This is a genomic window from Mycobacterium sp. EPa45, from assembly GCF_001021385.1.
Classification (GTDB): Bacteria; Actinomycetota; Actinomycetes; order Mycobacteriales; family Mycobacteriaceae; genus Mycobacterium.
On record NZ_CP011773.1, the window covers coordinates 4547030 to 4559606 of the forward strand.

At 65.0% G+C, this 12577-nt stretch carries 8 protein-coding genes; 5 read left to right on the top strand and 3 right to left on the bottom strand.

Annotated elements, in window-relative coordinates; genetic code table 11:
- The first annotated feature begins 20 nt into the window (after nucleotides 1-20).
- From AB431_RS21655 to AB431_RS21670, 4 genes are read left to right on the top strand one after another with little or no spacing between them, the layout of a single operon-like run.
- Nucleotides 21-722 (top strand): SDR family NAD(P)-dependent oxidoreductase, encoded by a 702-nt coding sequence (locus tag AB431_RS21655; protein WP_047331663.1) that lies wholly within the window; start codon nucleotides 21-23, stop codon nucleotides 720-722.
- Between the two features lie 59 nt (nucleotides 723-781).
- Entirely contained in the window at nucleotides 782-1642 is an 861-nt protein-coding gene (locus tag AB431_RS21660; protein WP_047331664.1) for a mycofactocin-coupled SDR family oxidoreductase, read from the top strand.
- A 36-nt stretch (nucleotides 1643-1678) separates the two neighbouring features.
- Nucleotides 1679-1876, top strand: a complete 198-nt coding sequence (locus AB431_RS21665; protein ID WP_047331665.1) for a ferredoxin — start codon at nucleotides 1679-1681, stop codon at nucleotides 1874-1876.
- 38 nt (nucleotides 1877-1914) lie between these two features.
- Nucleotides 1915-3282 (top strand): cytochrome P450, encoded by a 1368-nt coding sequence (locus AB431_RS21670; RefSeq protein WP_047331666.1) that lies wholly within the window; start codon nucleotides 1915-1917, stop codon nucleotides 3280-3282.
- Between the two features lie 72 nt (nucleotides 3283-3354).
- Here AB431_RS21670 and AB431_RS21675 read toward each other — a convergent pair whose 3' ends face one another.
- The 3 genes from AB431_RS21675 to AB431_RS21685 all read right to left on the bottom strand — a co-directional run bounded on the left by AB431_RS21675 (nucleotide 3355) and on the right by AB431_RS21685 (nucleotide 11244).
- A complete protein-coding gene (locus AB431_RS21675; RefSeq protein ID WP_052960359.1) occupies nucleotides 3355-8046 on the bottom strand; it encodes a hypothetical protein in 4692 nt (1563 codons plus the stop codon).
- Between the two features lie 1026 nt (nucleotides 8047-9072).
- Entirely contained in the window at nucleotides 9073-10251 is a 1179-nt protein-coding gene (locus AB431_RS21680) for an acyl-CoA dehydrogenase family protein (RefSeq protein ID WP_047331667.1), read from the bottom strand.
- Entirely contained in the window at nucleotides 10252-11244 is a 993-nt protein-coding gene (locus tag AB431_RS21685) for an acyl-CoA dehydrogenase family protein (RefSeq protein WP_047331668.1), read from the bottom strand.
- A 229-nt stretch (nucleotides 11245-11473) separates the two neighbouring features.
- Here AB431_RS21685 and AB431_RS21690 point away from each other — a divergent pair, with 229 nt between their 5' ends.
- On the top strand, nucleotides 11474-12565 hold the full coding sequence (locus tag AB431_RS21690; protein WP_047333678.1) for an amidohydrolase family protein: 1092 nt from the start codon (nucleotides 11474-11476) through the stop codon (nucleotides 12563-12565).
- Nucleotides 12566-12577: the final 12 nt, after the last annotated feature.

Sequence of the window (12577 nt, forward strand, 5' to 3'; positions counted from 1 at the left end):
AACCGCGACGGAGACCGTTGGTGAAGACGGCGTTGGTAACCGGTGGCGGTTCGGGAATCGGTGCTGCGGTGGCCAACCGGCTGCGCGCCGACGGATACCACGTGGCCACTATCGACCTCAACGACTCCGAGACCGAGTTCTCCTACGTCGCCGACGTCACCGACCGCGCCCAGATCGAGGCCGCACTCGCCGACATCCGGGCCGCCCTCGGTCCGGTCACGATTCTGGTCAACGCGGCCGGCCGCGACTCGTTTCGGCGATTCCTCGACATCGGCTTCAATGACTGGAAGAAGATCGTCGACATCAACCTGCACGGGGTCTTCCACACCAGCCAAGCCGTCCTACCCGACATGATCGAGGCCGGCTGGGGCCGCATCGTCAACATCTCCTCGTCGAGCACACATTCCGGAGCGCCGTACATGTCGGCCTACGTCGCGGCCAAGTCCGGCGTCAACGGTCTGACCAAAAGCCTTGCCCTGGAGTACGGCCCGGCCGGAATCACCGTCAACGCGGTGCCACCCGGTTTCGTCGACACCCCGATGCTGCGTAACGCCGAGGCCCGCGGCAATCTCGGCTCGGTCGCCGAGGCCATCGCGCGAACACCGGTCGGCCGGATCGGCAGGCCGGAGGACATCGCCGCCGCGTGCGCCTTCCTGATCTCCGAGGAAGCCGGCTACATCACCGGCCAGATCCTCGGGGTGAACGGCGGACGCAACACCTGAATACCAGTGTCACAAGCCATTTCAACACAACAAGACAGCAGTCAGAGAGAGGAATACCCGTGGGACGAGTCCAGGGCAGAGTTGCCTTCATCACCGGTGCCGCACGCGGGCAGGGCCGCAGCCATGCCCTGCGGCTGGCCGAAGAAGGTGCCGACATCATCGCGGTCGACCTGTGCAGGGACATCGAGACCATCGGCTACAAGATGGCCACCCCCGAGGATCTCGAGGAGACCGCCGAGCTGGTCAAGAAGACCGGGCGCGGGATCGTCACCGCACAGGCCGATGTTCGCGAGGCGGCCGAGCTCAAGACGGCCCTCGAACAGGGTCTCGCCGAGTTCGGCAAGGTCGACATTGTCGTCGCCCAGGCCGGCATCGCCGGAATGAAAGGGCAGCCGCCACTGCAGGCGTGGTGCGATGTCATCAACACCAACCTCATCGGAACCATCAACGCTATCCAGGTGGCCCTGCCGCATCTCCAGGAGGGCGCCTCGATCATCGCGACCGGCTCCACCGCGGCGCTGATGGACGCTCACCAAAAGGACAACCCGGGCGCCGATCCCGGCGGCATGAGCTACATGGTCGCCAAGCGTCTGCTGTCCAACTATGTCCACGACCTGGCCACCGAGCTTGCCGTGCGCGGCATCCGGGCCAACGTCGTCCATCCGACCAACTGCAACACCGACATGTTGCAGAGCGAGCCGATGTATCGGTCGTTCCGGCCGGATCTGGAAAATCCGACCCGCGCCGACGCCGAGCCGGTGTTCGGGATCCAGCAGGCGATGAAGGTCAATTTCGTTGAGCCACTGGACATCAGCAACGCGGTGCTGTGGCTGGCATCCGATGAGGCCCGCTACGTCACGGGTATGCAGCTGCGCGTCGACGCCGGCGGTTACCTCAAGTGGTACGACTACCACGTTTAGAACACCGGAACTATCAGAAGAGTTGAGAGGGAATCCGTGAAGGTTCGGGTCGACCAGGAGCGGTGCCAGGGGCACACGCTGTGCGCCATGATCGCTCCAGACATGTTCGAGCTCAACGATATCGACGGAAGTTCGTCGGCGGTCACCGAAGATGTGCCGGCCGACCAAATCGAGCTCGTGCGGGAAGCCGCCCATTCCTGTCCTGAACAGGCAATCCTCATCGACGAGGATTGACCTCCAGTTGCCACCCAAATATCAAGGGAGACAATGCCTTGAGTATCGATGACGTCAGCGACGACACCGAACGAAAGCAGCCGACCTATCACTTCGATCGGCATACGCCGGAGTATCGGCAGCAATTCGAGAAGATCACCGAGGAGATGCAGTCTCGGTGCCCGATGGCGTGGACCGACGTCTACGACGGTCACTGGGTGGCCGCGGGCAGCAAAGAGGTGTTCGAGCTGGCGCGCTGCCCGGTGGTCTCCAATGATCACGACATCAACGGTGAGCGCAAGGGCTACCAGGGCATCACGATCCCAAAGGCTCAGCGGGCCACGGTGGTTCGCGGCGGCATCCTGGAGATGGATGAACCCGAGCACAGCTGGTACCGCGGCGCGCTGAATCCGTACCTATCCCCGGCCGCGGTCAAGCGGTGGGTGCCGTTCGTCGACGAGATCGTCCGTGCTTCGCTCGACGAGAAGATCGCATCGGGCCATATCGACTTTGTCGATGACCTCGCCAATATCGTGCCCGCGGTGCTCACCCTCGCCATGATGGGTATCGAGCTGAAGAAGTGGCCGGTATACAGCGAGCCCGCCCACCTCTCGGTATCCACCCCGGAACACTCACCGGATGCGCCCCGCGTCGCCGAGATGAACCGGCAGATGGGCCTCGACATGGTCACCACCATGATGGAGGTCCGGGAGAATCCGCGGCCGGGTCTGGTGAACGCGCTGCTGCAGTTACGCATCGACGGTGAGCCTGCTCCCGACTTGGAGATCTTGGGCAATCTCGGGCTGATCATCGGCGGCGGCTTCGACACCACCACCGCTCTGACCGCGCATTCACTGGAGTGGCTCAGCGAGCATCCCGACGAGCGGGATCGGCTCAGCCGCGAACGAGCCACACTGCTGGACCCCGCCACCGAAGAGTTCCTGCGGTACTACACCCCCGCCCCCGGCGACGGGCGCACGTTCGCCGAGGACGTCGAGGTAGAGGGCCACCGGTTCAAAGAGGGTGAGCGGCTGTGGCTGTCGTGGGCGATGGCCAACCGCGATCCATCGGTGTTCGACAAGCCGAACGAGGTAATGCTCGACCGAAAAGGTAACCGACACTTCAGCTTCGGTATCGGCGTACATCGGTGCGTCGGGTCGAACGTCGCTCGGACGGTGTTCAAGTCGATGGTCACTGCCGTGCTCGACCGGATGCCGGACTACGTGTGCGACCCGGAAGGCACCGTGCATTACGAGACCATCGGCGTCATCCAGGGTATGAAGCACCTGCCGGCCGACTTCACCCCAGGACCACGGCTGGGCCCCGGGCTCGATGAGACGCTGGACAAGCTGCAGCGGATTTGCGAGGAGCAGGGTCTGGCTCGTCCCATCACCGAGCGCAAGGAACCAGCCGTCATCGACTGGTGACCCGTATGCCGAAACGGCTGTGGCCCCCTCCTTTCGGAGGGGGCCACAGTACTTCGTGCTGGTTAGGCGGCGTTACTTCTTCGCGCTGCCGGCCTTCGCCGAGGCCGAGCCCGAAGCCGAACCCGAGCCACTCGCGCCGGCCGAGGCGTCGGCGCCGGCCTTGCCGTCCGTCGATCCCTTGACCGACACCTTCGGCGGCGCGGGCAGCGACACCTTGGGCGGTGCGGGCAGCGAGATCTTCGGCGGCGCGGGCAGCGAGATCTTCGGCGGTGCCGGAAGATCCAGCTTCGGCGGCGCAGGCAGCGTGAATTTCGGCGGCGCGGGCAGCGTGATCTTCGGCGGTGCCGGGAGATTCAGCTGCGGAGCCGCCGGCGTCACGCTCGGTGCAGTCGCCTTGCTCGACGCTGCCGGTGCCGGGCTGGTGCTCGGCACGGTCAGCGAGACCGTCGGCGCATTGCCCGTGGTGCTCGTTGCGGTTTGGTTGACGCTCACCACCTTCGACGCCGCTGCCGCGGTGCCGCTGGCCGCAGCCAGGGCCGCAGCCCCTGCTCCGGCATTGATGCCACCACCGATGTGGATCCCACCGAGGTTGAAGCTGATGTTGATCCCCAAACTCGCGTTGATCGAGTTGACCAGGGAGTTCAGCCCTGCCGCGAACTGTGCGCCCGCTGTCGCAAGCGCGTTGACCACGGCCTCCGGCGTCGGGAACGCGTGCAGTGCAGCGTTGATCGCGGCGTTCAGTGCCGCACCGCCCTGGACCAGCCCGTTGCCAAGCGCGTTGATGATCTGGTTGCCCACCTGCACACCGGCATTCAGCCCGGCCTCGAGCGCCGCTGCACCCTGGTTGAACACCTGCTGGGCGACCTGAAGCCCACCGCCCAGCGCCCCGGTGACGGCGTTCACGAACGCCGCCGGGCTCGGGAAGTTGGACAACGCAGCGTTGAAGGCAGCGGCCAGCTGCGCTCCGCCGTTCGCCAGCGCGTTGATGATCGCCTGTGCGCCACCAAGGTTCAAATTGAGCGCGGCCTGCAAGGCCAAGCCCAGGTTGACGTCGATGTTGCCCAGGGCGTTGACCAGCGCGTTGATGAACGCCTGCGGGTTCGGGAAGGCGGCCAGAGCTGCCTGGAACGCCGCCGACAGCGCGGTGGCACCATTGCCCAGCGCGTTGATCACCGACTGGAAAGCGGTCCCACCGGCCGCGATTCCGGCCTGGATCGTGTCAGCAAGCTGACCGGTGAACGTGGTGAACGCGTTGGCCAGGATGCCCAGCGTCGGGTTGACCGCCGCCAGAGCATTGGCGAAGGCCTGGACGAAGGCCTGCGGGCTCGGGAAGTTGGCCAGGGCCGCATTGAACGCCGCGGCCAGGGTTGCACCACCGTTGATCAGAGCGTTGAGGAAGGCCTGCGGGCCATCGATCGACGCGTTGATCACGGCCTGCAGAGCCAGACCCAGGTTGACGTCGATATTGCTGAACGCCTGAACCAGAGCGTTGATGAACGCCTGCGGGTTCGGGAACGCCGCCAGAGCCGCCTGGAACGCGGCCGCCAACGCACTCGCCGGGTTGCCCAGCGCATTCAGCAGCGCCTGGAAACCGGTGAGCCCGGCCGCAATTCCGGCCTGGATCGTGGTGGCGAGTTGGCCGGTGAACGTGGTAAACGCGTTCGCCAAGGTGCCCAACGTCGGGTTGAGCGCGGCCAGTGCATTGGCGAATGCCTGGACGAACGCAGCCGGGCTCGGGAAGTTGGCCAGGGCCGCGTTGAACGCCGCGGCCAGGGTTGCGCCACCGTTGACCAGAGCGTTCACGAAACCCTGCAGCCCGTTGACACCGACATTGAGTGCAGCCTGTAGGGCCAGACCCAGGTTGACGTCGATGTTGCTGAACGCCTGAACCAGTGCGTTGATGAACGCCTGCGGGTTCGGGAAGGCCGCCAGAGCCGCCTGGAACGCCGCCGCCAACGCAGTCGCCGGGTTGCCCAGCGCATTCAGCAGCGCCTGGAAACCGGTGAGCCCGGCCGCAATTCCGGCCTGGATCGTGGTGGCGAGTTGGCCGGTGAACGTGGTGAACGCGTTCGCCAAGGTGCCCAACGTCGGGTTGAGCGCCGCCAGTGCATTGGCGAAGGCCTGGACGAACGCAGCCGGGCTCGGGAAGTTGGCCAGGGCCGCGTTGAACGCCGCGGCCAGGGTTGCGCCACCGTTGACCAGAGCGTTCACGAAGCCCTGCAGCCCGTCGACACCGACATTGAGTGCAGCCTGCAAGGCCAGACCCAGGTTGACGTCGATATTGCTGAACGCCTGAACCAAAGCGTTGAAGAACGCCGCCGGATTCGGGAACGCCGCCAGCGCCGCCTGGAACGCCGCAGCCAGTCCGCTGGCCCCGTTGCTCAATGCATTGAGCAACGCCTGGAAACCAGTGAGCCCAGCCGCAATTCCGGCCTGGAGCGTGTCATTCAACTGACCGGTGAACGTGGTGAACGCGTTGGCCAGGATGCCCAGCGTCGGGTTGACCGCCGCCAGCGCGCCCGTGAGCGCGGCCGCGAACGCAGCCGGGCTCGGGAAGTTGGCCAGGGCCGCGTTGAACGCCGCGGCCAGGGTTGCGCCACCGTTGACCAGAGCGTTGACGAAGCCCTGCAGCCCGTCGACACCGACATTGAGTGCAGCCTGCAAGGCCAGACCCAGGTTGACGTCGATATTGCTGAAGGCCTGAACCAAAGCGTTGAAGAACGCCGCCGGATTCGGGAAGGCCGCCAGCGCCGCCTGGAACGCCGCCGCCAACGCAGTCGCGGGGTTGCCCAGCGCATTCAGCACCGCCTGGAAACCAGTGAGCCCAGCCGCAATTCCGGCCTGGATCGTGTTGGCAAGCTGACCGGTGAACGTCGTCAGCGCATTGGCCAGCACACCGAGGGTCGGGTTGACCGCCGCCAGTGCGCCGGCGAGCGCGGCCGCGAACGCAGCCGGGCTCGGGAAGTTGGCCAGGGCCGCATTGAACGCCGCGGCCAGGGTTGCGCCACCGTTGACCAGAGCGTTGACGAAGCCCTGCAGCCCGTTGACACCGACGTTGAGCGCGGCCTGCAAGGCCAGACCCAGGTTGACGTCGATATTGCTGAACGCCTGAACCAAAGCGTTGAAGAACGCCGCCGGATTCGGGAACGCCGCCAGCGCCGCCTGGAACGCCGCCGCCAATGCACTCGCCGGGTTGCCCAGCGCATTCAGCACCGCCTGGAAACCAGTGAGCCCAGCCGCAATTCCGGCCTGGATCGTGCTGGCAAGCTGACCGGTGAACGTGGTGAACGCGTTGGCCAGGATGCCCAGCGTCGGGTTCAGCGCCGCAAAGGCTCCGACGAGGGCGTCGACGAAGGCCTGCGGGCTCGGGAAGTTGGCCAGGGCCGCATTGAACGCCGCGGCCAGGGTTGCGCCACCGTTGATCAGAGCGTTGAGGAAGGCCTGCGGGCCATCGATCGACGCGTTGATCACGGCCTGCAGAGCCAGACCCAGGTTGACGTCGATATTGCTGAACGCCTGAACCAGAGCGTTGAAGAACGCCTGCGGGTTCGGGAACGCCGCCAGAGCCGCCTGGAACGCCGCCGCCAACGCACTCGCCGGGTTGCCCAGCGCATTCAGCACCGCCTGGAAACCGGTGAGCCCAGCCGCAATTCCGGCCTGGATCGTGGTGGCAAGCTGACCGGTGAACGTCGTGAACGCGTTGGCGAGGACACCGAGGCTCGGGTTGATTGCGGCCAGCGCACCGGTGAGCGCGTTGACGAAGGCCTGCGGACTCGGGAAGCCATTCAAGGCCACGCCGAACGCCGCAGCCAGGGTTGCGCCGCCGTTGGCCAGAGCCTGGATGAAGTCACCCAGCCCATTGATTTCTCCGCTCAGCGCGAGCATCAATTGCAGGCCCAGGTTGGCGTTGATGTTGGTGAACGCCTGAACCAGTGTGTTGATGAACGCCGCCGGATTCGGGAACGCCGTAAACGCTGCCTGGAAGGCCGCCGCGAGCGCACTGCCACTGTCACGCAGTGCAGTGAGCACTGCCTGGAACATGTCGACCTTGGCCGTGATCGCGGCCTGAATGACATTGCCCAACGCACCAGTGAGGTTGGTGATCACGTTGGCCACGATGCCCAGCGTCGGATTGACCGCCGCGAGCGCCGCTTCGAAAGCGGCCGCGAACTCGGCCGGCGAGGGGAAGCCCGCCACCGCGGCGTTGAATGCCGCAGCCAGTGCCGCGCCGCCTGCGATCAGGGCATTGGCCAGGTCGGTCGCGCCTTGCAGATTCAGGTTCAGCGTGGCGTTCAGGGCGGCCTGGATCGCCAGCCCGAGATTGACATCGACGTTGGCGAAGGCCTGAACCACCGCGTTGATGAACGCTTGCGGGGTCGGGAATGCGGCGATGGCGTTGTCGACCGCGCGGGCGAGGGTACTTCCGCCGTCGAGCAGTCCGTCGACGACGGACTGCAGAGCAGTATTGCCGGAACCGATTCCGGTGATCAGAGTCGCCTGAAGGGCATCACCGAACTGCGTGATCGCGGTCGCGGCGGCGGTATTGAGGGCGTTGAGTCCGCCCTTCACGCCGTTCCAACCTTCGTTGATGGCTTGGATCACGTCTTCGAGTGAGGACAGTGAGACGTCGGCGAGTGCCGACATTGCGCGATCGCGCGCCAGATGCAGATCCGGCGGTGTCACCTGGATCGGCGCCAGCACAATCGCGCTGGCCCCGAAGACTGCCACCCCCGCGGTCAGATACGACCGAACAGCAACGTCCATGACTATCCCTTCAAAATGGCTGTGCCCCGACAAGCGCGAACATACCTGAGAAGAACCTAAGTAGCCAACCGTTTGTTCTCAGTTTTTTGACGTTGCTGCACTGTTTTATTGCCCTGATTCATTCGAGTTAGCTAGATCAAAATTAACCCAAATTATTTGACGGGTGCGTTTATATAGATATAGCAAATAATGGTGCGTCTGCTCTGTGCGCGGCGAACGCACCGCGCTCCACGGATCCCCGGGCTCCGGTAAAGGGGGCGGAACAAGGCTGATTGCCCGATTCCAGGCGAGCCGCCGCGCCACCACCAGCCCCAGCCGGGCCGCGGACATCGTGCAAGAATTCGTGAGCTAGGCGAAGTATCAGCAAGCACTCTGGTAACAGAAGTGACCTCCGGGCGTGTTCGCTGCCGCTGGCCTGAGGGCACATCGTCGCTCGGGAAAATTCAGTCGAAATCCGCGTCGCGACACGCCGTGAAGTGGTCCGCGAGCTGACCCGCCGAGCGCTCACACGGACGCGCTCCTGCGAGCCCCTCGAGTTTGCACACACGGGTTTGAACCTGCCCGGGACGGGGAACATCGCGGTCTACGCGATTCAACGTCAGGCAGTGGCTCGACCATTGGTTGAGTGCACAGGTCAGCAGTTGGGCGAGCGATGTCAACTAATCCGATCAGGGAGTGTTGAATATTCGCTGTGAACGTCGCCCTTGCGCAATAAGCATTGACGAGCAAGTTAACTACAGCCCAATTGTCTGCATGCTCGATTCCGAAAAGCCTGAGAATTCCTCAGTGGCCCTCGACGACGCCAGAAGTTGGCCAGCAAACGTCTCACGAGGGGCCACCGGCAGGCTTCCAGCGCGTCCGCTCCTATGGAGTGACACGGGTAATACCCACCTCTGGTTCGAATTAACCACCGTGCAGAAAGCAGCCTTTACCAGCACGCTGACGAGCGCGTCAGCGTGTTGGCGCCCGGGCACCACAAGATGCGGACGCGCGGCTGGCGCGGCCGGGCGGGGCCCTTGGGAAGGCCTACTTCGAGCGCGGCAGGCTCAGCACCTGCTGGGCGATGATGTTGCGCTGGATCTCCGAGGTGCCCCCGGCGATCGTTCCGGAGAAACTCCGGGCATGACGCTCGAACCAGCTGGCGAAGTAGTGGTCCAGGTTGAGATGGGCATAAGGCCCTGTGCTGGACGGATGTACCAGGCCAGCGGATCCGCTTGCGGTGAGCGCATATTCGGACGCCCGCAGTTCTGCCTCGGAGCCGAACAGTTTGACCACCGACACCGAGGCCACATCGGTCTCCCCACGCGCCGCCTTGGCCAGTCCGGAGGAGCCCATCAACCGCAGCGCCTGGTAATCCATGATCATCGACGCGTACTGGTCTTTCTCCAGCGGCGTCCTCGGCTCGAAATCGCCGATCATGTTCGCGATGCGGTCGGCGAATCCCAGCCACATCATCGTCCGCTCGTGGCCCAGAGACCCGTTGGCGACTCCCCAACCGCCATTGAGCGGACCCACCAGATTCTCGGCGGGCACCCGGACATCGGTGAAGAACACCTCGTTGAAGTCCTTGTCGTCGATCCCGCAGATCGACGCGAACGGCCGGCAGACCACCCCCGGCAGGTCGGTCGGGATGAGGAGCACGCTGATGCCCTTGTGCTTGGGAGCATCCGGGTCGGTCCGGACGAACGTCAGCAGGAAGTCGGCATCGTGGGCACCCGAGGTCCACACCTTCTGGCCGTTCACCACGAAGTGATCGCCGTCCCGAACGGCGCGGGTGCGCAGCGAGGCCAGGTCCGATCCCGCGCTCGGCTCGCTCATCCCCAGCGACGCGGTCTTCTCACCCTTGAGCACAGGCACCGCCCATCGGTGCTTCTGTTCATCGGATCCGAACGAGATCAGCGATGCCGCAATGATATTCACGCCTTGCGGGTTGAAGCTGTGGTAGATCCGGCGCCGGCAGAGCTCCTCGAGATGAACGAACTGCTGCAGGATAGAGGCGTTGCGGCCACCGAACTCCGGGGGCTGACCGGGCAGCAGCCAGCCGTTGTCGAACAACAGCCGCTGCCAGCGCCGCGCCCACGCCGGCATGTGCGACACCGACCGGGGCCGCTCGCCGGTTTCGGCCTCGGTCGGCAGGTTGGCGTCGAGGAACGCGCTGAACTCGTCGCGGAACGACTCGACGTCGGGATCGAATGAAAGTTGCATCTACAGTTCCCGGTACTCGTTGGCGATCACGGCACGGTGTTCGGCGGCGCCGCCCAGCATGAGCTCACCGGCCTTGGCGCGCTTGAGCGCGAATTGGACGTCGTTCTCCCACGTGAAGCCCATGGCGCCGAACAGTTGCAGGCCGTGGCGGAAGACCACCGACTGGCAGTCGCCGGCGGCGGCCTTCGCCATCGCGGCGGCAAGCCGACGCCGCGGGTCGTCGGCACTGATGGTCAGTGCGGCGAAGTACGACAGAGCGCGAGCGCGTTCGATCGCGACGTGCATGTCGACCGCCTTGTGCTGCACGGCCTGGAAGGAGCCGATGGGCACCCCGAACTGGTGGCGGTCCCGCACGTGCTGCAGAGCGAGGTCGAGGATCCGCTGGCACGCACCGACCGTGGTGATCGCTATCCCGGTCAGCGCGACGTGGCGGGCCCGTTCGGGGTCGGCGTGTACCCGGTCGTCGTCGGACACCACCACACCCGGGAAGGTGAGGTCGGCAACGTGCATCACCGGGTCGAACACCGGCAACCGGGTGGCCGTCGCGGCGGCGGCCTCGACGAGGAACACTCCGGCATCGGTCACCACGGCGAGCTTCTGCGCCCGGTCGCCGTCCAGGACGTACCGCGAGGTTCCGGTCAGTACCCAGCCGTCGGCATCGCGATGGGCGGTGACCCCCTGGTAAACCGCGGTGCCGGCGTGCTGCGGGTCGTAGCGATCACCGGCCAGCGGCGCGTACTGGGTCAGGGTTGCCAGAAACGGTGTGGGGTCCGTGGCGCGGCCGAACTCCTCTAATACGATCGCCAGCTCAACCGCATTCTCCGGGTCGGCTAGTTCGGTCCAACCCGCTTCGACGTAGGACTCCCACAGCGGCGCCGGATCGACCCCGTCCTCGGCGATCCCGCGGATCAGCGAGGCGGGGCACTGCTTGGCCACCGCGTCCCGCACGGTGTCCTGCCACAATCGCTGATCAGCATCGAACTCCAGTAGCACTCGCTGCCTCCTGCCCGGATGGGACACAACTGAACGGAAATCGAATTCTCCATTCGTGCGCCATCGGTTCTCCTAAGACGGTATCGCACTCTACCGGCTGATTTGCTTGCTGCCTACGGTCGGTTGAGGCAAAGTGGTAACGAGGTTCTACTCTCAATCGTGAGAACACTGTTCTTGCCGTTGAAGAACTTCGATTTACGCCAGACAGGATCACCGGAAGGCGGTTGTGGTGATAGAGCACCGCGACGGGACAACGACCCCCGTCATCGACGCGAGCGTGCACATCTTCTTCGGGTCCACGCCCGAGCTGCGCGGCGTGATGCGGGAGCCGTTCAAGAGCCGCGGCTTCCCCGACTACGAAATGGACTGGTACGGCGCACCCGGCGGTGAATACCTAGACGGGACCCGCGGGCCGGACCATCAGTACCCCGGATCCGACCCGGCGTTCGTCGCCCGTCAGCTGTTCGACGATCGTGGCGTCGACGTCGCGGTCCTCCATCCGATGGGCCGCGGCATCATGCCCGACCGCCACCTCGGCACCGCGATCCTGGCCGCCCACAACGAGATGCTGGTGTCGCGCTGGCTGGACCATCCGGAATTCGGTGACCGTTTCCGCGGCACCATCCGGGTCAACCCCGACGACGTCCGGGGTGCGCTGCGCGAGATCGATAAGTACAAGGACCACCCGAGGGTCGTCCAGATCGGCATTCCGCTGCAATCGCGGGAGTTGTACGGCAAACCCCAGTTCTGGGATCTGTGGCAGGCAGCGGTGGACGCCGGCCTGCCGGTGGCCACCCACATCGAGACCGGTGAGGGCATCGCGTATCCGCCAACCCCGTCCGGACACACCCGGACCTATGAGCAGTACCTGGGCTTCATGTCGCTCAATTACATCTATCACCTGATGAACCTGATCGCCGAAGGCGTTTTCGAGCGATGGCCAGACCTGAAGTTCGTGTTCGCCGACGGCGCGGGCGACATGATGACGCCGTTCATGTGGCGGATGGACTGCTTCGGGCGCCCCCACCTCGAGCAGACCCCGTGGGCGCCGAAGATGCCCAGCGACTACCTGCCGGGGCACGTCCATTTCATCCACAACAGCCTCGACGGGCCGGGCGACGCTGACTTCGCCGACGAATGGCTGTCATTCACTGGCAAGGAAGACATGGTGATGTTCGGCTCGAGCTATCCGCACTGGCACTGCACCGATGTCCGTGCCCTGCCCACCGCGTGGACGGCCGAGCAGCGGGAAAAAGTCTGCTGGCGCAACGCCGCCGCGCTCTACGGCATAGACATCCCGGCCGGCCTGGCCGCACAGTAGACGTGAGCTAAA